Genomic DNA, 17,759 nt, shown 5'->3' with positions numbered 1-17,759 from the left:
CCGCAGAGACGCCTGACCCGCTCACGTCCGTCAGGCGCGTGCGCCGCAGACGCCCGGCATCTTTCCGATCATGGTGTCGTCCTCGGCTGCGTCGAGGAGCACCATGGCGTAGTCGGCGCGCGACAACATCGCCTCGCCGCCGGTGGCGTCGGCCTCGAAGTCGATGTGCGCCCGCCCCTTGCCGGGCTTGTCGACCAGCCGGGTGGCCCGGACGACCGTCCAGTCGAGGCCGGAGATCTCCAGCATGCCCTCGGCACGCGCCAGGTCCGCGTAGGCCTTCCTGAAGATCATCCAGGCCATGCCGACGGCGAGGCGGGGCCGGGTGGCGGGGACGGAGCGGCTGCTCGTCATCACCACCCTGCGCACGCCGGCCTCGCGCATCGTCGCGATCAACGTGCGGGCGATGCCGCTCCCGCCGACCGCCGCGACGACGGCGTCCTGACCGGCCATGGCCCCGCGCACGCTCGACGGGTCGGTGGCGTCACCTCGCACGACGGCGAGCAGGTCGCCGCGCCCGTCGAGGAGCTCCGGCTTGCGGGTGAACGCCGTCACCTCGTGGCCGCGCGCGACGCCCTGCTCCAGCACATGCATTCCGGTACGACCCGTCGCACCGATCACCAACAGCTTCATATAGCCTCCTTCTATATGGCAAAATGCACTAAAGCAACACGCATGTCAACCCGCGTACGCCTTGCGGAAGGAGGAATGGCGCGTGTCTATGCGGTCGTGGTCTTGTCCTTCCACCAGGACGGGTTGTCGGTGTACCAGCGCACCGTCTCGGCCAGGCCCTCGTCGAAGCCGACGCGCGGACGGTAGCCGAGCGCCCGCAGCTTGGCGCCGTCCAGCGAGTAGCGGCGGTCGTGCCCCTTCCTGTCGGTCACCCGTTCCACCACGTCCCAGCCCGCGCCCACGGCGTCGAGCAGGCGCCCGGTGAGCTCCATGTTGGTGAGCCGGGTGTTGCCCGCCACGTGATAGACCTCGCCCGGCACGCCGCGCTCGGCGACGAGCCGGACGGCCCGGCAGTGGTCGTCCACGTGGATCCACTCCCGGACGTTGCCCCCGTCGCCGTAGAGGGGGAGCCTGCGGCCGGTGAGCAGGTTCGTGACGAACAGGGGAATGATCTTCTCGGGGTACTGGCGGGGTCCGTAGGTGTTGCCGCACCTGGTGATCACCACGGGCAGGCCGTGGGTCGTCGCGTCGGCAAGGGCGATCAGGTCGCCGCCCGCCTTGGCCGCCGCGTACGGCGAGCGCGGGCGCAGCGGCGCGTCCTCACGCCACGAGCCCGACTCGATGCTGCCGTACACCTCGTCGGTGGACACGTGCACCACCTTCGGGACCCCGGCGTCGAGGCAGGCCCGCATGAGCGTCTGGACGCCGAGGACGTTGGTGCGGACGAACTCCGCCGCCCCTTCGATCGACCGGTCCACGTGCGACTCGGCCGCGAAGTTGACCACCAGGTCGTGGCCGGGCACGAGCTTGGCGAGCAGGCCGGCGTCACAGATGTCGCCCTCGACGAGGTCGCAGGCGACCCCATCCAGGTTCGCCGGGTCCGCGGCGTAGGTGAGCCGGTCGAGCACCGTGATCGTTTCCGCGTCCGTGGTACGGGCGAAGTGGGAGCCGATGAACCCGGCACCGCCGGTGACGAGGATCCTCATGGGCGTTCACGAGGCCATGGCGGTCTCCACGACCACCGCGCTGTCCTCGTCGCCCCGTCCCGCGGCGACCACCTCGTCCAGCCGTTCCACCGCGCGCGAGCACACCGGGAGGTCCAGCCCGCCTGCGTCCGCGTCCGCGACGGCCAGCCGCAGGTCCTTGGCCATGAGCCGGGCGCGGAAGGCGGCCGGCTCGTAGGTTCCGTCGCGCATGAAGGTGGCGCGGAAGGCCAGGGCCGGTGAGCAGAACGCGCTGCCGGTGATCGCGTTGATCAGCATGGTGCGGTCGAGGCCGGCTCGCACGCCCAGGGCCACCGCCTCGGCCAGGGCCACGGTCTGGACGCCGAGCAGGAGGTTGAAGGCCAGCTTCATCGTGCACGCCATGCCGGGCGGGCCCAGATAGCGCAGCTCACCTCCGATGGCCGTCAGGACGTGCTCGACCTCGGCCACGTCGCGCTGGTCCCCGGCGGCGAACAGGCGCAGCTGGCCCTGCGCGGCCATGGCGGGGTTGCCGATCAGGCAGAGCTCGACCCGGCGCACCCCGTGGGCGCTCAGCCGCTCGGCCGCCTCGGCGGCGTAGGCCGCCGAGACGGTGGTCGTGTCGACGACGATCGTGCCGGGCCTGAGCGCCGGCACCATGCGCTCGAACAGCGTCTGCTCCACGGCGCTCTCGTCGGCGAGGCTGAGCAGGACGACGTCGCTGTCGCGGGCGGCGTCCCGCGGCTGGGGTGCCCACCGGGCGCCGGCCTGCCGCAGCGGATCGGCCTTGGCGGCCGTCCTGTTGTGCACGGTGAGCGGGAAGCCGGACTCCAGCAGGCGCCGGGCCATGCCCGCGCCCATCGCGCCGAGCCCGACGACGGCGAGCCTCATGACGCCTCCGCCGGCCTGGTGTCGGCGGACAGCTGGGAGATGCAGCGCATCGTGGCGTCGCGGAAGTAGGTGCCGAACTTCTCCGGCGAGCTGGTGTCGCGCTCCTTCAGCAGGTAGGGGGCGAGCTGCTTCTCCAACGCGTGCACGCCGCCGTGGCGGGCCATCTTCGCCGAGACGGCCTCCAGCGTGCCCTCGTAGTGGATGATCCGGACCATGAAGTCGTCCTTGATGAACACGGCGGTGCCGAGCAGGCGGCCCACCTCGTTGCCCTGCTCGTCGTGGAGCTCGGAGCTGTCCACCCGTCTGAAGTTCCGGAAGATCTCGGCGATCTCGTCCTCGTGCCCCGGCTTGACCCGGTAGGTGATCGCGGCGTACGTCATCACATTCCTCCATCGACGTTGAGCGTGGTTCCGGTGATGTAGCGGGACTGGTCTCCGGCCAGGAACAGCACGGCGGCCGCCACCTCGTCGGCGGTGCCGAGCCGGCCCAGCGCGGTCATGCCGGCCAGCCGTTCGCGCAGGTGCGGGGGCGGCCCCTCGCCGGGGCCGGCCGCGTCTATGACGCCGGGCGCGACCGCGTTCACCCTGATGCCGCGCGGCCCCAGCTCGCGGGCGAGCGACCGGGTGAGCCCGATGAGGGCGGCCTTGGACGCGGTGTAGTGCGCGCTGGCGGGCCGGCCGCGCAGCGCGACGGACGCGGACAGGTTGACGATCGAGGCGCCGCCGGACATCAGCCCCAGCGCCTGGCGGGTGACGAGGTAGGCGGAGGTCAGGTTGGCGTCCATGATCTCGTGCCACTCGCCGGGGTCCAGCTTGTCCACGGGGCGGACGCCGTCCACCCCGGCGTTGTTGACCAGCACGTCGAGCCCGCCCAGGCGCTCGGCGCAGGCGCCGGCGAGCGCGGCCACGTCTTCCTCCCGGGTGACGTCGGCGGTGACCAGCTCGTACGGGAGCGAGGCGGGCGCACCCCGGTGGCAGGCGACGACGCGGGCGCCGGCCGCGGCCAGCGCCCGGGCGGTGGCCGCGCCGATGCCCCGCGAGCCGCCGGTGACCAGCACCCGCTTGCCGGCGAGCGCGGCGTCGTACGTCATGATCGCTCCTCGGGGTAGGCGGCGGTGACGGCGTACAGGGCGAAGCTCTGCCCGTGCGAGCCGTCCTGGAAGGAGCGCAGCGGCGCGGTCGTCTGCCGGTGCCGGGTGCCGGCCTCCCACGTGCGGAAGGACTCCAGGCTGTCCCACTCGCTCAGCACCAGGAACCCGCCCGGCTGGGTGAGCGAGCGCAGCAGCTCGTTGCCGAGCAGGCCGGGCGTGCCGGCCAGCTCGCGGCTGACCTGGTGGTAGGCCTCGGCCAGCTCGGCGTGGGAGTCCCCCGAGGCCCTGGCGTAGACGAGCACGCGCACTCTCGGGCTGGTCATGTCCTGGCCACGGGGTCCATGGCGTAGACCACGTTCATCGTGACCATGGAGCCGCCCGAGCGGAACGGGTGCAGCCGGACCCGGTGCTGGAGGTGCTGCTCGCTGGTCTCGAACTCCCGGAAGCGGGGCTCGTCCACCCAGTCGCTGACGATGTAGTAGACGCCGTCCTCCTCGGCGCTCTTCGACAGCCACTGGCCCTCGTTGGCCGGGTGCTCGGTGACCGCGGTGCCGACCCGCAGCCAGGTCTCCTCGAACTCGCGCTCCGCGCCCGGTTTGATCTGCATGCGCAACATCACGCGAAAAGTCATCGCTAGATCCCGCCGTCCACGTTGATGGTCTCGCCGTTGATGAACGCCGACTGGTCGCCGGCCAGGAAGGTCACCACGGTGGCGATCTCCTCGGGGCGGCCCATCCGGCCGAGCGCGATCAGGCGCCGGTAACGCTCGCGCACCTCGTCGGGCACGCCCGCCTCCGTCTCGACGGGGCCGGGGGCGACCAGGTTGACGCGGATGCCGCGCTCGCCGAGCTCCTTGGTCAGCGACCTGGTCAGGCCGATGAGTCCGGCCTTGGCCGCGGTGTAGTGGGCGCGCAGCGGGATGCCGACGGTGGCCACCTTCGAGCCGATGTTGACGATCGAGCCGCCCTGGCCCATCAGCGGCAGCGCCCGCTGGATGACCATGGCGGTGGCGGTCAGCCCGGTGTCCACGACCCGGTGCCACTCCGCCGCGTCCAGCTCGGCGAACGGGACATGGCTGATCGCGCCCGCGTTGTTGACGACGATGTCGATCCGGCCCCATCGGCGCTCGCACTCGCCGACCAGGGTGTCGATGTCCCGCTGCTCGGTCACGTCGGCGGTCGCGACGTGGTGCTCGCCGCCGATCGCCCGCAGCTCCTTCTCCAGGGTCCGCGCGGCCTCGCCGCCCTGCCGGGTGCAGGTGACGACGCTCGCGCCCGCCCTGGCCAGGTCGAGCACGATGGCCCGGCCGATTCCTCTGGCGCCGCCGGTGACCAGCGCCTTCCTGCCGTTGAGTCGCATGGTTTCTCCGATGTCACATCAGGGTGGCCGCGCCGGCGCCGGCGGCCGCGAGCGCGGCCAGGACGAGCACGGTGCGGATGAGGTTCCAGGTACGCCACCGGGTCCTGGGGTCCCGCGCGGCCCAGTCGGGCGGCGGGTCGCCGGGGTCCAGCGACGTCACGTACTTGTTGATCGGCACGTTCTTCACGACCGAGATGGCCATGACGAGCGCCAGCAGCGCCGCCGCCGCGGTGTAGAGGGAGCGCGCGCCGGCGGACGGGGCCAGCACCGCGAGCGCGGCGTTGGCCAGGAAGGTGATGGCGTTGACGATGGGCATGAGCGGGTCGTAGCGCGGCCACAGGAAGCTGATGGCGCGCACGTACCCGTCGTAGGGCATGGCCTTGGTGTACGGCTCGATGCCGATGACGGTCGAGAGCATGACCCCCGCCGCCAGGCCGCCTCCGGCCAGGGACAGCGGGATGAGCAGCGAGATCATCGCACCGTCTGCGCCGCGGCTTCCACGCGGCGCCGGATCAGGTCGAGCTGGACGGCGGAGTTGCCGTTGATCCTGGCGGCCATCGCCGCGTCGTCCAGCGGCGCGCCCGGCTTCATCTGGAAGTCCTGCCTCCAGCGCATCAGGACGCCGCCGTCCACCTCGGTGTAGTCCCACGCGATGTGCATGTGGTCGAACCAGCCGGTCTCCACGCGGTGGGCCCGCACGGTCCGCTTGACCGGGTCGGCGGTCCGCTCGGACACCCAGCTCCAGGCGTTGCCGTCGGCGTCGGGGTGCATGGTGAGCCGGAAGCGGACGGTGTCGCCCTTGCGCTCCAGGATCTCTGCGGCGGCGTACTCGCTGAACAGCCGCGGCCAGTTCTCCACGTCGTTGGTCATGCTCCAGACCACCTCCATCGGCGCGGCGATGACGATCTGGTTCTCGGTGTGTGCTGCCATGGTCCTGTCCTTACGCTCTGACGACGATTGCCGAGTTGAATCCGCCGTAGCCCCTGGCCAGCACCAGTGCCGCGCGCAGCGGCGCCTGCCTGGGGGTGTCGCGGACGAGGTCGAGCCCGAGTCTCTCGACGGGTTCCGAGATGCCGACGGTGGGCGGGATGACCTGGTCGCGCAGGGCCAGCAGCGCGGTGGCCAGGTCGAGCGCGGCGCCGCCCGCGTACAGGCGCCCGGTCATGGTCTTCGGCGCGGTGACCGGGACACCCAGCGGCCCGAACACCGCGGTGACCGCCTCGGCCTCCTGGCGGTCCAGCTCGGGCACCCCGGCGGCGTCCGCGAAGACGACGTCGACGTCGCCGGGCCGGACGCCGGCGTCGGCCAGGGCGGCCTCGATGGCGCGGCGCAACCCTGGAGGCCGGTCGGTCCACGGCGGCGGATCGAACGTCGCCGCGTGACCGGCTATATAGCCATAGGTGGTCTTTTTCGTGTCGGTGGGCTCGATGACGAACATCGCCCCGCCCTCGCCCGGCAGGTAGCCGTCCGCACGGGCGTCGAAGGGCAGGAACGTCCCCGACGGGCTGAGCCGGCGGTTGCTGAGCTGCGCGACCAGCCCGTACGGGCACAACGACGCGTCGGTGCCACCCGACAGCGCCAGCCGCACCTGGTCGCGCAGCAACCGGCACGAGTGGGCCACCGCGTCCAGCCCGCCGGCCTGCTCCGCGCAGACGACGCCGCACGGGCCGCGCATCTTGTGGCGGATCGCGATCTGGCCCGTGCTGGCCGCGTAGAACCAGGCGATGGACTGGTACGCGCCCACGTGCCGGGGCCCGTTCCGCCACAACTTCTCGATCTCCCGCTGCCCGAAATCCGTGCCGCCGGAGGAACTGGCCGTGGTCACCGCCATCTCGTACTCGGGCAGCCCGGCCGGGTCCACCTCGGCGTCGGCCAGCGCCATCTCGGCCGCCGCCAGCGCCATGTGGGTGAACCGGTCGGTCTCGGCGACGAGCCTGCCCGGCACCCGGCCCTTGGCGGTGAACGACGACTCGCCGCCCCTCGTCACCGGGTAGCCGCCGGCGTCGAAATGCGTGATCGGCCCGAGCCCGGACCTGCCGTCCAGGACCGCGCGCCAGTAGTCCTCCGCGCGGTCCCCGTTGGGCGCCACCACCCCCATCCCGGTCACCGCGCTCATCGTTCCCCCCGCCCCAGCACCATCGCCGTCTGGAAGCCGCCGAACCCGCTGCCCACGCTGAGGACGGCGTCCACCCGCCGGTCGCGGGCGGTCAGCGGCACGTAGTCGAGGTCGCACTCCGGGTCGGGGGTGTGCAGGTTGGCCGTGGGCGGCACCACGTTGTCCCGCATCGCCAGCAGGCAGGCCGCCGCCTCGATCGCGCCGATCGCGCCGAGCGAATGCCCGACCATCGACTTCAGCGAGCTGACCGGCACCTCGTAGGCGCGCGGCCCCAGAGCCCGCTTGAAGGCGGCGCTCTCGTGCCGATCGTTCTGCTTGGTGCCCGAGCCGTGGGCGTTGACGTAGTCGATGTCCGACGGATCGAGCCTGGCGCCGTCCAGCGCGGCGCGGATGGCCTCGGCCATCTCCCTGCCGTCCGGCTTGAGCCCGGTCATGTGGAAGGCGTTGCTGCGGGAGGCGTACCCGGCGATCTCACCGTAGATCGTCGCGCTGCGGCGGCGCGCCGACTCCAGCTCCTCCAGCACCAGGACGGCCGCGCCCTCTCCCAGCACGAACCCGTCCCTGTGCAGGTCGAACGGGCGCGAGGCGTGCTCGGGGTCGTCGTTGTTGGGCGAGGTGGCCTTGATGGCGTCGAAGCAGGCCGAGGTGATCGGCGAGATCGGCGCGTCGGTCGCGCCGGCCACCACCACGTCGGCCGTGCCCTGCCGGATGAGACGGGCGCCGAGGCCGATGGCGTCCAGGCCCGACGTGCAGCCGGTCGAGATCAACCCGACCTGCCCCTCGGCCCCGCAACTCCACGCCACCTCGGCGGCCAGGGTGCTGGGCGCCATGAACCCGTACAGGTGCGGCACGCCGTACGCGTCGTCCACCAGCCAGCGCCTGCCGCCGTCGCTCAGGACGACGTACTCCTCCTCCAGGCTCATCGTGCTGCCCACGGCGCTGCCCAGGCTGACGCTCACCCGCTCGGGCGCGACGTCCTGGCCCAGGCCGCTGTCGGCCCACGCCTCCCTGGCCGCGACCACGCCGAGTTGCGCGGCCCGGTCCATCCTGCGGACCTCCTGAGCCGACAGGCCCTCCGACACCGGGTCGAAGTCGCACTCGGCGGCCATCCGGGAGCGGAAGCCCGACGGGTCGAAGAAGGTGATGGTACGCGTCGCCGTGCGGCCCGCCGTGAGCATCTCCCAGAAGGCCTTGGTGCCCGGGTCACCGGGAGCGACGACGCCGATCCCGGTGACCACGACGCGGGCGGACGACATCAGGCCTCTCCCGCTCGTTCTTCTGTGTCGACGTGACCCAGCTCGGGGCGGGGCGCCAGCGGGCACAGGTGGAAGACGATGAGCGCGTCCTCCGTGCCGGTGTTCTCGACGCGGTGCCGGGTGAACTTCGGCACCATGACGCTCTGGTCGGCGCTCATCTTGACGTCATCGCCGTCCAGCCTCGCGACGATCGTGCCGCGGGCGACGAACATGTACTCGTCGGAGTAGGGGTGGTAGTGCTCGGCGACGGACTCGCCCGGCTTGAGCAGCGTCACGCCCATGAAGCCCGTGGTCGAGCCCACGGTCTTGGGGCTGAGCAGCACCCGCAGGTCGCCGCCGCGGCGGCGGTTGGGCTCGACGTCGTCGATGTGGACGATGCGGGGTCCGGCCTGCTTGTCGGTCACGAGCTCTCCCAGGTGTAGAAGGGGATGGCCATGGCGTCCTTCGGCTCGCGCCAGTTCGGGTCGTACGGGCTGACGTGCTCCGACAACCTCTGGCTGACGTCCACGTAGAGCGGGTGACGGCGCGCCTTGTCCAGGTCGGGCTTGATGTCCTGGTCGGCCTCGACCAGGTGGAAGTACAGGTCGTGGAAGCGGAAGAGGGTCCTGCGGGACACGCCGATCAGGTGCGGCAGATCCGTGGCGTCGGAGTCGGCGAAGATGCCCGCGATGGCGTCGGCGTGCGAGGCCTCCATGTGCGCGACGATGAGCGTTCTGTGCGGCAAGGTGATCTCCTACTTGATCGCGATGGCGAGGGTGTCGGTGGGGCCGAGCGGCTGGACGGAGGTCTGCTGGAATCCCGCCTCGCGCATCCACGCCAGGCACTCGCCCTGGGTGTACTCCGACCCGTCGGTCGTGGTGAGGATCATGTGCAGGCTGACCAGGAGGTTGTCGGCGTCGGCCGGCTCCTCCTCGATCATGCGGTCGTAGACGAGCAGCACCCCGCCGGGAGCCAGCGCCTGGTAGGCCTTGCCGACCAGCATCCGGCGCTCCTCCTCCGACCAGTCGTGCAGCACGTGCCCCATGATCAGCACGTCGGCCTGCGGCAACGGGTCGTTGAAGAAGTCGCCGGGCACGAACGAGGCCCGCCCGGCCAGCCCGAGCCCGGCGAGGTGCGCGTCGAACCTGGGCTCCATCTCCGGCAGGTCGAACACCATGCCCTTGAGGTGGACGTGCGCCCTGACCAGGTGGGAGATCAGGTTGCCGCGGGCGCCGCCGATGTCGGCGACGGAGTCGTGCGCGGTCCAGTCGTAGGCCTTGGCCAGCTCGGGGCCGAGGTGCCCGCTGAGCGAGTCCATCATGGTCAGGAAACGGTCCAGGAACGCGGGGTTGCCGACCAGCTCCCGGAAGTCGCCGTCGTTGGCCTGCGGCCGGCCGGTGCGCAGCGTGTCGGTGAAGCTTCCCCACGCGGGGTAGAGCATCTCGCCGGAACGCGACAGGAAACCGCCGACGTAGGCGGGCGCGCCGCGGACCAGGAAGCGGGAGGCGGCCGGGCTGTTGCCGTACCTGCCGTTCTCGCGCTGGAGCAGGCCGGTGACGACGAGGGTGTCCAGCCACTGGCGGGTGGCGCGGGGGTGCAGGCCGAGGCGCTCGCACACCTCCTCCGCGGTGGCCTCGACGTCGTCGAGCGCGGTGAACAGGTCGAGCTCCACTGCGGTGAGCACGACCTTGGACATCGCGTACATGCTGCCGATCCGGAAGATGTCGGCCGGGGTGCTGATCGATGCGTCCGTTGCCACGGGGGCTCCCTTCTGAGTGATGATCGGGTCAGGCGTCGGGCGTCACGGCCTCGATCAGCCGCAGGTCGCCCGCCTCCCCGCGAACGCCGCCGAAGCCGAGGCCGGCACGGTCGAACAGCTCGGCGAACTCCTTCTCGGTGCGCTCCTTGCCGCCCGCGACCAGGAGCATGTGCAGATCCATCAGCCGGGCCCGCCGCTCGGCGGGGCCGCTCGCGAGGAGCTGCTCGACGACGATCACGCGGGCGCCGGGCGGCGCGGCGCGCCGGCAGTTCCGCAGAACGCGCAGGCACGTCTCGTCGTCCCACATGTGCAGGGTCTGCTTGATGAGATAGACGTCGCCGCCACCGGGGACGGCCGTCTGGCAGTCGCCGGGGAAGGCGCGGAAGCGGGAGGCCAGCGGGCCCTCGCGCAGCGCCGGGTCGACGGTGTCCAGCGCCTGCTCGGTCTCGACGAGCACGCCGGTGACGCCGGGGTGGCGTTCCAGCACCGCGCGCAGCAGGTTGCCCTTGCCTCCCGCCAGCTCGACCACGCACTCGCCGTCCTTGACCGGCAGCGCCTCGGCGACCAGCGGGTCCTCCCGCTGCGCCACGACCGACAGGCCGTGCTGGAACGCCTCGCCTGCCTGCCTGTTCTGGTCGAAGTAGGCGAAGATGTCCTGGCCGTAGTGCGCCTGGAAGGCGGCTTCGCCCGTTCTGACCGAGTGGGCGAGCAGTCCCCACAGGATCCAGTTCCAGTCGCCGCCCAGGCGGATGATCTCCGCGGGGCCGCCGGGCGCGTCCGAGCGCAGCGCCCGGGACAGGGGGGTGTGCTCGTAGCGGCCCTCCGCCTCGGCGAAGATGCCGTACGCGGTGAGCAGCCGCATGAAACGTTCGAGCGTGTCCCGCCGCGCGCCCGCGGCCGAGGCGAGCTCCTCCAGGGTGACGGGCTCGCCGTCCACCGCGTCGGCCAGGCCGAGCTGGACCGCCGCGCGCACCACCGCGCTGGCGTGCACGCCCGTCGAGAGCTCGAACACCTTCGCGGCCGCTTCGTCGCGCATGACCGCCATTGCCATGTGATACCTCCGGGTCATCCGGCGGCCGGGTCCTCGAGACCCGCCGACTGCAGAGGCTGGCGGCGAGGGCTCAAGGATCGCTCCAGCACCGCTTGAGCAGCGGCCCGCGGATCGCTGGGGGCCGGGTCGGGCGCCGGCCGGCCCCGCTCAGGTGATGCTCGAGCGCGGCGAGCCAGCATGGGCGTCCCGGCGGGCCTGCTCCGCCCGTCGTGCCGATCAAAGGGAGTGACGGATGGAACTGGGGCTCACTGGAAAGAGCGTGCTCGTCACGGGCGCCAGCAGCGGCATCGGACGTGCCGCGGCACGCCTGTTCGCCGCGGAAGGGGCCAGGGTGGCCCTCACGTACCGCGTCAACAAGGACGGTGCGCAGAGCACCGTGACCGAGATCGAGCGGGCGGGCGGCACCGCGATCGCCGTGCAGTACGACCTGGGCGACGCGGACTCCATCAGGACCGCCGTGGCCGGCGTGATCGACGCCCACGGCGGCGTGGACGTGCTGGTCGCCAACGCCTCACCCTGGTCGGGGCCGCACCTGCCGCCCCGCGCCTTCGAGGACGTGCCGGTCGCGGAGTGGCAGACCCAGCTCCGCGAGGAGCTCGACGGCGCCTTCCACACGGTGCAGGCGGTGTTGCCGTCGATGAAGGCGCGCGGCTGGGGACGGCTGGTCTTCGTCTCGGCGGCGTCGGTGCGCTCGGGCATCCCCGGGGAGGAGGCGTTCATCGCCAGCAAGGCCGGCCTCAACGCCTTCAGCCGCACCCTGGCGGCCGAGGCGGGCACGAGCGGGATCCTCAGCGTGGTGGTGTCGCCCGGGGCGACGGCGACCGACACCACCCGGCGCGCTCTTCCCCCTCAGGTGATGAGCAAGGTGGCCGCCTCGGCCGCCACGGGCCGCATCTCGACGCCCGAGGAGGTGGCCAGGGCCATCGTGTTCCTCGGCTCGGAGGCCAACGGGAACATCACCGGCACCATCGTCGAGGTCACCGGCGGAACCTGATCCGCCGCTGCGCCGCCGCGGGCCCGAGAGGCCCCGCGGCGGCTTTCCGCACTCAGCAGGGCCTGCGCCGTTCCTCCGGGCCCGAGGGACCGCGACCCTCGATCAGCTCGCGGCCATTCCCTCCGGACACGAGACGACCGCGGCCTCCGGTCAGGCCGCGGTCGTCCCCTTCCGGCACAGCGCGCCGTACCGGCCGGTCAGGCTGTGGCGATGCGTTCCAGCTGCGGGACGACGGCGGAGGGGGCCGGGCGGGCGGCGATCTCCTCGCGCAGGCGGGCCGCGGCCTCCTTGGCCCGCTCGTCGTGCAGCAGGCGCAGCGCCCGCTCCCGCAGCTCGGCCGGAGCGGCGTCGTCGGGCGGCAGCAGTTCGGCCGCCCCGGCACGCACCAGGCGGGTGGCGTGCGCCTCATGGTCGGGCAGCTGCGGCACCAGCAGCTGCGGCAGGCCGGCGGCCAGGCCGGTCAGCGAGCTGCCGGCGCCGCCGTGCGCCACCAGCAGGTCGCATGACGGCAGTACGGCGTGCAGCGGCGCGTCCTCGACGACCCGCACGCCCTCGGGAAGGGCGCCGAGCAGCGGGCGCTGCTCGGCGGTCACGGCGGCGACGACCTCGGCCTCCGGCCCCGCCAGCGCGCTGACGGCGTCCCTGGCCAGGAAGCGGCGCGCGTCCACGCGGGCCATGGTCGTGCCCCACGTCACGCAGATCCTGGGCCTGTCCGCCGGGCCGAGGCGGGGGTCCGCGCCGGCCCCGTTGTACGGGACGTACCTGATGGGCGTCGGCCGGTAGTCCACCTCCACCTGCACGCCGGCGGGGAACGGGTCGATCGTGGCCGCCCCGAGCGGATCCAGGTCGTCCAGGCCGTGCCGCTCCGCCATCGGCGCCAGCAGCTCCGGCAGGAACCGGCGGGCGCGATGGACGAGGTCGGCCCCGTACAGGTGGCGCACGGCCGGCACTCCGGCCGCCGCCGCCGCGACCGGGGCCGCCCAGGCCGTCGGATCGTGCACGACCAGGCCGGCCCGCCATTCCCCGGCCAGGCGTACCAGGTCGTCGACCATGGCCTCGGCGTTGGCCTGGAACATGCGCAGCGCGCGGGGGGCGCGCCCGTTCGTCAGGGGTCCCGGGGGCACGGGCGGGGTGCCGAAGCGCCGGGTCGGCAGCGCGTACCCGCGGACCAGGTCCACCGAGTCCACGTCGGAGCCGACCACGGCGTACGGCAGCCCGATCCGCCGCGCGGCGGCCGTCAGCGACGGCTGGCAGGCCACCAGCACGTCGTGCCCGGCCGCGCGGGCCGCCCAGACGAGGGGCACCATGGCGTACAGATGGGACGGCCACGCCCAGGCCGTGAACAACACCCGCACCGTTCCACCAGCTCTCAGCTCAGGACCGCATCGGCGATCAGATCAACCTGTCCGGGGTCTGCCGTGCACGGCAGCAGGATCAGCTCGTCGCAGCCGGCCTCGGCGTAGCCGCGGGCCAGCTCGCGCAGCCGCTCCGGGTCCGTGGCCGCGCCGGAGACCACCAGCGCCGCCTTGTCGCCGATGAAGGCGTAGTAGGAGCGCAGATAACGTTCGGCGTGCTCGCGCCCGCCCGGGCCGAGCGCGACGTAGGACAGCGCCAGCAGCCTGGGCGCCTGCGCCCTCCCCTGCCGCCGCCATTCCGCGCGCACCGCGGCGGCCAGGTCGGCGTAGCGGGAGACCGAGCTGCCGCCGCCGATCCACCCGTCGCCCACCCGCGCCGAGCGGCGCATGGCCGCCGCCGAGTGGCCGCCGACCAGCAGGGGCGGGCGGCGCCGGGGGCGCAGGCCCTGGCCCGGCTCCGACCAGGCGTCGCGCAGCTCGCGCACGACGGTGTCGAGGCGCTTGCCCCGGCCGGCGAACGGCGTCCCCGTCGCGTCGAAGTCGTCCTCGCGGTCGCCCGAGGCGAGGCCGACCACCAGGCGCCCGCCCGACAGGTGGTCGAGCGTGGCCAGCTGCTTGGCCAGCAGCGCGCTGTCGCGGCAGGCGGCGATGAGGATGGTGGTGGCGAGCTTGATCCGTTCGGTGACGGCGGCGGCGGCCGCCAGGGCCAGCAGCGGCTCGTAGTTGCGGTACACGATGCGGTCGAGCGCGCCGAGCGTGCTGAACCCGAGCCGGTCGGCCCTGCGGGCCCACTCGACGAGCCGCTCGCCGGTCAGGTCCGGCACGGTCGTGGGCAGGGCGAGTCCGATGTCCATGGTGACGGGCCTCTCAGCCGCGGTCGAGGATCCGGCCGGCCACCGCGCGCAGCACGGCCTCCGGGTCGGCCGGGAGGACGGGCGCGCGCCAGGCGACGAAGCCGTCGGGGCGGACCAGCACCGCGCCTGACGGGCTCACCCCGTACGTGCGCGGCCAGCGGCCCTCCGGGTCGGCCAGTTCCGCGCCGCCGATCATCCGCGCGTCCAGGCCGGCGCGGGCCGCCGCCTCGTGCCAGCCGCCGCCCTCGGAGCCGGTGAGGAGCACCGTTCCCTCGCCGAACAGGTCCAGCGTGGACACCGGCACGCCGTCGCGGACGATCGGGCAGTGCGGGGCACGGGTGCCCGGCGCGCCGAGCAGGGCGGGCTCCAGCGCGGGCGGGCCGCCGGTCTCCTCGGGGAGCACGGCCGCGGAGTCGTACCGGTAGCCCAGGATGATCGCGGCGTAGCTGACGGCCTTCCCGTCGCCGTCGGCGGTGCTGGTGCGGTCGCGCATCGTCTTCATGGCGTAGTCGATGGTGTGCCCGGCGACGGCGCGGCGCTCCCGCTCGTAGGTGTCCAGGAGGCCGGGGCCCGCGTCGCCGGCCAGGACGGCGGCCAGCTTCCACGCCAGGTTGTGGGCGTCCTGCACGCCGGTGGCGGCGCCGAGCGCGCCGGTCGGGGGCATGGCGTGCGCGGCGTCGCCGACGAGGAACACCCGTCCGTGGCGGTAGCGCTCGGCCAGCTGGGCGGCGACCTCGTAGCCGAGCACCTTGGCGCCGGTCCGCTCGATCTGCACCTCGATGTTGTCGACGCGCAGGTCGGGCACTCCCACGGCGGCGCGGATGACCGCCACGCACCGGTCGTCGTCGAAGTCGTCGGCGTTGCCGGCGGCGGGGTCGTAGGGGGTGACGAACACCCAGCGCGAGCCGTCCATCGGCATCATGCGGGTGCCGGGCTCGGGCTGGTCGAAGTAGCCCAGGCCGAGGTCCCGGCCGCGCAGCGGGCCGCTGAGGTCGGCCTTGAAGACGAGGCTGACGATGTTCTGCAGCACGCCGGGGCCGGTCACGCCGATGCCGAGCCGCTGCCGCACGGAGCTGCGGCTGCCGTCGGCGGCGACGAGATAGCGCGCGCGGATCCGGCGCTCGCGGCCGGTGTCGGCGTCGCGCACGGTCGCCGTCACCCCGTCCCCGTCGTCGTCGAACGACGTCAGCTCGGTGGAGTAGCGCACGTCGGCGCCCAGCTTCACGGCGTGGTCGGCGACGATCTCCTCCAGCCTGTTCTGGTCGATGGAGCACCAGTCGCACGGCGTGGCCGCGCTGAGCCCCGGCGCCTCGTTGCGCATCGGCATGGAGAACAGCTCGGCGTCGTTGAGCGTCCTGGCCCTGATCACCGTCTTGGTGCTCAGGTCGGAGGTCAGGGACTGCGCGGCGACGATCGTCTCCTCCAGACCGGCCGACCGGAAGATCTCGACGGTGCGCGGGTTGATCACCCGCGCCCTGGGGTGGCGCAGCGTGCTGGGCTTGCGCTCGACGAGCGTCACCCGCACTCCCGCCCTGGCCAGGAACAGGGCCGTGGTCAGGCCGACGACGGCGCCGCCGGCGATCAGCACCTCGGTGTCTTCGTGTGGCATGGCTGGCCTCATCCCTTCGGTCATCGGCACACCTACCAGGGAGCAGAACCGGCGTCGCGCGGCGCTGGACGCCCGGTCGAGTTCCGCTCCAGCCCTCGTCCGCCCCGGATCCAGCGCGGCTCGAACGCGGCCTTCCACGATGGCCTCGCGACGATCTGATCCGAGAGAGCGGGGCACACCATGCGACTGGGGATCAACGTCCCTCTGAACGACGCCGACCTCGTCATGGAGGCGGAACGGCTCGGGTTCGAGGTGGCGTTCGTACCGGAGGGATTCCGTTCGGACGCTGCCAGCGCGCTGGGATACCTCGCGGCCAGGACCACGCGGATCCACGTGGCCTCCGGGGTGTTCCAGATCCCGGCGCGGACCGCGGCCATGACCGTGATGACGGCCGCGACGCTGGACGGCCTGTCCGGCGGCCGGTTCCGGCTCGGGCTGGGCGTCTCCAACGCGTTCGTCACCGAAGGCTGGCACGGCACGCCGTTCGGCCGCCCGCTGGCCAGGACCCGCGAGTACGTCTCCATCGTGCGGGCCGCGCTCGACGGCCGCCAGGTCGACCACAAGGGCGAGCACCTGCAGGTGCCGCTGCGCGGCGGCCGGGGCACCGGCTTCCGCCTGCACGCCACGCTGGTCAGCCCGCGCATCCCGATCTACCTGGCCGCCGTCGGCCCGCGCGGGCTGGAGCTGGCCGGGGAGATCTCCGACGGCTGGTTCGGGGTCTTCAGCTCGCCCGAGCGGGTGGCCGAGGCGGTCGGGCACATGGAGGCCGGGCGGCTGCGCGGCGACCTGGCCGGCGAGCCGTTCGAGGTCATCCCCTCGGTGTCGATCGCCGTGGACGACGATCTGGAGGCCGCCGCGCTGCCCGTCAGGCACCACGTGGCGCGGTTCGTCAGCCTCGGGCACCGCGCCGACAACTTCTACTTCCGCCTGCTGGAGCGGCTCGGCCACGGCGATGCGGCGGTGGAGATCCAGGACCGGGCGCGGGCCGGCGACGCGGCGGGCGCGGCGGCGGCGGTGCCGTTCGAGTTCGTCGACAGCACCTCGCTGCTGGGACCCCCGGACCGGGTGGCGGAGCGCGTGGCCGCGTACGCGCGTGCCGGCGTCACCACGATCGCCCTGTCCCCCGTCGGCTCCGACCCGGTGGCGCGGCGCACATCCCTCCAGGTCGCGGCGGAGGCCGTCGGCCTGGTCACTCCCGGCAGATAGGACCGGCACACAAGGAGGAACCATGTCAGACAAGGCAGGCAAGCGTCCCGGGATCGCCCGGCGCGTGGCGCTGGTGGCGGCGGCGGGCACCCTGGCCCTCGGCTCGGTGGCCGGCCTGGCCGGCTCGGCCAGCGGCGACACCGAGTGGCGGCGCTCGCCGGTCGGCACGTGGGCCGTGGAGATCACGTTCGCGTCCGGCACGAAGACGGAGCGCGGCCTGTTCGCGCTGCGGCCGGACGGCAGCTTCAGCCTCGCCGTCGGCAAGCGGACCGGGTTCGGCAGCTGGCAGCCCACCGCCGACGGTTTCCGCTACGCCTTCAGGCACTACGCGTTCAAGGCCGACGACACCTTCGACTTCGAACTGCGCGGCGTCCAGGAGGGGCAGGTGGACGCGGACGGCACGTTCACCACGACGGGGACGGGAACGTCCCTCGACGCCGACGGCAACGTCCAGGGCGTGTTCGAGACCCAGGTCGAGGGCGAGCGCTACAGCCTCCAGTCACCGTGACGGCAACCGGGGGCGGGGGGGGGGGGGGGGGGGGGGGGGGGGGGGGGGGGGGGGGGGGGGGGGGGGGGGGGGGGGGGGGGGGGGGGGGGGGGGGGGGGGGG

The 17,759-nt window shown here is 73.1% G+C and carries 22 protein-coding genes; 3 read left to right on the top strand and 19 right to left on the bottom strand.

Annotated elements, in window-relative coordinates:
- Positions 1 to 30: 30 nt before the first annotated feature.
- The 16 genes from ACZ6SA_RS38340 to ACZ6SA_RS38265 form a co-directional block, all read right to left on the bottom strand.
- Positions 31 to 630, bottom strand: a complete 600-nt coding sequence (locus ACZ6SA_RS38340) for an NAD(P)-dependent oxidoreductase (protein WP_347649122.1) — start codon at positions 628 to 630, stop codon at positions 31 to 33.
- Between the two features lie 86 nt (positions 631 to 716).
- Positions 717 to 1,655, bottom strand: coding sequence for a dTDP-glucose 4,6-dehydratase (gene rfbB, locus ACZ6SA_RS38335; RefSeq protein ID WP_347649123.1), 939 nt, complete (start codon positions 1,653 to 1,655; stop codon positions 717 to 719).
- A gap of 6 nt (positions 1,656 to 1,661) precedes the next feature.
- Positions 1,662 to 2,522: an NAD(P)-dependent oxidoreductase gene (locus ACZ6SA_RS38330; RefSeq protein ID WP_347649124.1), complete on the bottom strand. Its 861-nt coding sequence runs from the start codon at positions 2,520 to 2,522 to the stop codon at positions 1,662 to 1,664.
- On the bottom strand, positions 2,519 to 2,902 hold the full coding sequence (locus tag ACZ6SA_RS38325; RefSeq protein WP_347649125.1) for a SchA/CurD-like domain-containing protein: 384 nt from the start codon (positions 2,900 to 2,902) through the stop codon (positions 2,519 to 2,521). The genes ACZ6SA_RS38330 and ACZ6SA_RS38325 overlap by 4 nt, the downstream gene beginning before the upstream one ends.
- On the bottom strand, positions 2,902 to 3,612 hold the full coding sequence (locus tag ACZ6SA_RS38320) for an SDR family NAD(P)-dependent oxidoreductase (RefSeq protein WP_465833768.1): 711 nt from the start codon (positions 3,610 to 3,612) through the stop codon (positions 2,902 to 2,904). The genes ACZ6SA_RS38325 and ACZ6SA_RS38320 overlap by 1 nt, the downstream gene beginning before the upstream one ends.
- Positions 3,609 to 3,935, bottom strand: a complete 327-nt coding sequence (locus tag ACZ6SA_RS38315; RefSeq protein WP_347649127.1) for an antibiotic biosynthesis monooxygenase family protein — start codon at positions 3,933 to 3,935, stop codon at positions 3,609 to 3,611. Before ACZ6SA_RS38315 ends, ACZ6SA_RS38320 begins: the two co-directional genes overlap by 4 nt.
- Positions 3,932 to 4,243, bottom strand: coding sequence for an antibiotic biosynthesis monooxygenase family protein (locus tag ACZ6SA_RS38310; protein ID WP_347623824.1), 312 nt, complete (start codon positions 4,241 to 4,243; stop codon positions 3,932 to 3,934). The genes ACZ6SA_RS38315 and ACZ6SA_RS38310 overlap by 4 nt, the downstream gene beginning before the upstream one ends.
- A 2-nt stretch (positions 4,244 to 4,245) precedes the next feature.
- Positions 4,246 to 4,971, bottom strand: a complete 726-nt coding sequence (locus tag ACZ6SA_RS38305) for an SDR family NAD(P)-dependent oxidoreductase (RefSeq protein ID WP_465833765.1) — start codon at positions 4,969 to 4,971, stop codon at positions 4,246 to 4,248.
- 13 nt (positions 4,972 to 4,984) lie between these two features.
- Positions 4,985 to 5,446: a DUF1772 domain-containing protein gene (locus ACZ6SA_RS38300; protein WP_347649129.1), complete on the bottom strand. Its 462-nt coding sequence runs from the start codon at positions 5,444 to 5,446 to the stop codon at positions 4,985 to 4,987.
- Positions 5,443 to 5,901, bottom strand: a complete 459-nt coding sequence (locus ACZ6SA_RS38295; RefSeq protein WP_347649130.1) for an SRPBCC family protein — start codon at positions 5,899 to 5,901, stop codon at positions 5,443 to 5,445. The genes ACZ6SA_RS38300 and ACZ6SA_RS38295 overlap by 4 nt, the downstream gene beginning before the upstream one ends.
- 10 nt (positions 5,902 to 5,911) lie before the next feature.
- Positions 5,912 to 7,087 (bottom strand): ketosynthase chain-length factor, encoded by a 1,176-nt coding sequence (locus tag ACZ6SA_RS38290; RefSeq protein ID WP_347649131.1) that lies wholly within the window; start codon positions 7,085 to 7,087, stop codon positions 5,912 to 5,914.
- Positions 7,084 to 8,343: a beta-ketoacyl-[acyl-carrier-protein] synthase family protein gene (locus ACZ6SA_RS38285; RefSeq protein ID WP_347649132.1), complete on the bottom strand. Its 1,260-nt coding sequence runs from the start codon at positions 8,341 to 8,343 to the stop codon at positions 7,084 to 7,086. The genes ACZ6SA_RS38290 and ACZ6SA_RS38285 overlap by 4 nt, the downstream gene beginning before the upstream one ends.
- Complete coding sequence (locus ACZ6SA_RS38280; protein ID WP_347649133.1) at positions 8,343 to 8,747, bottom strand: cupin domain-containing protein; 405 nt, start codon at positions 8,745 to 8,747, stop codon at positions 8,343 to 8,345. Before ACZ6SA_RS38280 ends, ACZ6SA_RS38285 begins: the two co-directional genes overlap by 1 nt.
- Positions 8,744 to 9,067 (bottom strand): TcmI family type II polyketide cyclase, encoded by a 324-nt coding sequence (locus ACZ6SA_RS38275; protein ID WP_347649134.1) that lies wholly within the window; start codon positions 9,065 to 9,067, stop codon positions 8,744 to 8,746. The genes ACZ6SA_RS38280 and ACZ6SA_RS38275 overlap by 4 nt, the downstream gene beginning before the upstream one ends.
- A 9-nt stretch (positions 9,068 to 9,076) precedes the next feature.
- Complete coding sequence (locus tag ACZ6SA_RS38270; protein WP_347649135.1) at positions 9,077 to 10,081, bottom strand: methyltransferase; 1,005 nt, start codon at positions 10,079 to 10,081, stop codon at positions 9,077 to 9,079.
- A gap of 28 nt (positions 10,082 to 10,109) precedes the next feature.
- Complete coding sequence (locus ACZ6SA_RS38265) at positions 10,110 to 11,132, bottom strand: methyltransferase (protein WP_465833760.1); 1,023 nt, start codon at positions 11,130 to 11,132, stop codon at positions 10,110 to 10,112.
- 232 nt (positions 11,133 to 11,364) lie between these two features.
- On the opposite strand from ACZ6SA_RS38265, the gene ACZ6SA_RS38260 reads away from it, so the two are divergent.
- Positions 11,365 to 12,126, top strand: a complete 762-nt coding sequence (locus ACZ6SA_RS38260) for an SDR family NAD(P)-dependent oxidoreductase (protein WP_347623815.1) — start codon at positions 11,365 to 11,367, stop codon at positions 12,124 to 12,126.
- 197 nt (positions 12,127 to 12,323) lie between these two features.
- Here ACZ6SA_RS38260 and ACZ6SA_RS38255 read toward each other — a convergent pair whose 3' ends face one another.
- Genes ACZ6SA_RS38255 through ACZ6SA_RS38245 form a run of 3 tightly spaced genes read right to left on the bottom strand, consistent with a single transcriptional unit; the run spans position 12,324 to position 15,944 of the window.
- Positions 12,324 to 13,481: a nucleotide disphospho-sugar-binding domain-containing protein gene (locus tag ACZ6SA_RS38255; RefSeq protein WP_465833758.1), complete on the bottom strand. Its 1,158-nt coding sequence runs from the start codon at positions 13,479 to 13,481 to the stop codon at positions 12,324 to 12,326.
- Between the two features lie 14 nt (positions 13,482 to 13,495).
- Positions 13,496 to 14,335 (bottom strand): LLM class flavin-dependent oxidoreductase, encoded by an 840-nt coding sequence (locus ACZ6SA_RS38250; protein ID WP_347649138.1) that lies wholly within the window; start codon positions 14,333 to 14,335, stop codon positions 13,496 to 13,498.
- A 13-nt stretch (positions 14,336 to 14,348) separates the two neighbouring features.
- The gene (locus tag ACZ6SA_RS38245) at positions 14,349 to 15,944 is read right to left on the bottom strand and encodes an FAD-dependent monooxygenase (RefSeq protein WP_347649139.1); all 1,596 of its coding nucleotides are present in this window, start codon (positions 15,942 to 15,944) and stop codon (positions 14,349 to 14,351) included.
- Positions 15,945 to 16,124: 180 nt separating this feature from the next.
- Between ACZ6SA_RS38245 and ACZ6SA_RS38240 the strand changes: the two genes are divergently transcribed.
- Together ACZ6SA_RS38240 and ACZ6SA_RS38235 are read left to right on the top strand one after the other, a co-directional pair.
- Positions 16,125 to 17,150, top strand: a complete 1,026-nt coding sequence (locus tag ACZ6SA_RS38240) for an LLM class flavin-dependent oxidoreductase (protein WP_347649140.1) — start codon at positions 16,125 to 16,127, stop codon at positions 17,148 to 17,150.
- A 22-nt stretch (positions 17,151 to 17,172) separates the two neighbouring features.
- A complete protein-coding gene (locus ACZ6SA_RS38235) occupies positions 17,173 to 17,658 on the top strand; it encodes a hypothetical protein (RefSeq protein WP_347649141.1) in 486 nt (161 codons plus the stop codon).
- Positions 17,659 to 17,759 lie beyond the last annotated feature (101 nt).

The sequence above is a fragment of the Nonomuraea sp. NPDC049378 genome (assembly GCF_055586745.1).
The sequence above is the reverse complement of the archived record's forward strand: the minus strand, read 5'-3'. Positions and strand labels throughout refer to the sequence as shown.

Coding starts and splice junctions, on each gene's coding strand:
- ACZ6SA_RS38250 (WP_347649138.1), bottom strand. CDS start 14,335: ATGGACATCGGACTCGCCCTGCCCACGACCGTGCCGGACCTGACCGGC.
- ACZ6SA_RS38265 (WP_465833760.1), bottom strand. CDS start 11,132: ATGGCAATGGCGGTCATGCGCGACGAAGCGGCCGCGAAGGTGTTCGAG.
- ACZ6SA_RS38315 (WP_347649127.1), bottom strand. CDS start 3,935: ATGACCAGCCCGAGAGTGCGCGTGCTCGTCTACGCCAGGGCCTCGGGG.
- ACZ6SA_RS38245 (WP_347649139.1), bottom strand. CDS start 15,944: ATGCCACACGAAGACACCGAGGTGCTGATCGCCGGCGGCGCCGTCGTC.
- ACZ6SA_RS38300 (WP_347649129.1), bottom strand. CDS start 5,446: ATGATCTCGCTGCTCATCCCGCTGTCCCTGGCCGGAGGCGGCCTGGCG.
- ACZ6SA_RS38260 (WP_347623815.1), top strand. CDS start 11,365: ATGGAACTGGGGCTCACTGGAAAGAGCGTGCTCGTCACGGGCGCCAGC.
- ACZ6SA_RS38330 (WP_347649124.1), bottom strand. CDS start 2,522: ATGAGGCTCGCCGTCGTCGGGCTCGGCGCGATGGGCGCGGGCATGGCC.
- ACZ6SA_RS38285 (WP_347649132.1), bottom strand. CDS start 8,343: ATGTCGTCCGCCCGCGTCGTGGTCACCGGGATCGGCGTCGTCGCTCCC.
- ACZ6SA_RS38235 (WP_347649141.1), top strand. CDS start 17,173: ATGTCAGACAAGGCAGGCAAGCGTCCCGGGATCGCCCGGCGCGTGGCG.
- ACZ6SA_RS38325 (WP_347649125.1), bottom strand. CDS start 2,902: ATGACGTACGCCGCGATCACCTACCGGGTCAAGCCGGGGCACGAGGAC.
- rfbB (WP_347649123.1), bottom strand. CDS start 1,655: ATGAGGATCCTCGTCACCGGCGGTGCCGGGTTCATCGGCTCCCACTTC.
- ACZ6SA_RS38240 (WP_347649140.1), top strand. CDS start 16,125: ATGCGACTGGGGATCAACGTCCCTCTGAACGACGCCGACCTCGTCATG.
- ACZ6SA_RS38340 (WP_347649122.1), bottom strand. CDS start 630: ATGAAGCTGTTGGTGATCGGTGCGACGGGTCGTACCGGAATGCATGTG.
- ACZ6SA_RS38290 (WP_347649131.1), bottom strand. CDS start 7,087: ATGAGCGCGGTGACCGGGATGGGGGTGGTGGCGCCCAACGGGGACCGC.
- ACZ6SA_RS38320 (WP_465833768.1), bottom strand. CDS start 3,612: ATGACGTACGACGCCGCGCTCGCCGGCAAGCGGGTGCTGGTCACCGGC.
- ACZ6SA_RS38305 (WP_465833765.1), bottom strand. CDS start 4,971: ATGCGACTCAACGGCAGGAAGGCGCTGGTCACCGGCGGCGCCAGAGGA.
- ACZ6SA_RS38295 (WP_347649130.1), bottom strand. CDS start 5,901: ATGGCAGCACACACCGAGAACCAGATCGTCATCGCCGCGCCGATGGAG.
- ACZ6SA_RS38310 (WP_347623824.1), bottom strand. CDS start 4,243: ATGACTTTTCGCGTGATGTTGCGCATGCAGATCAAACCGGGCGCGGAG.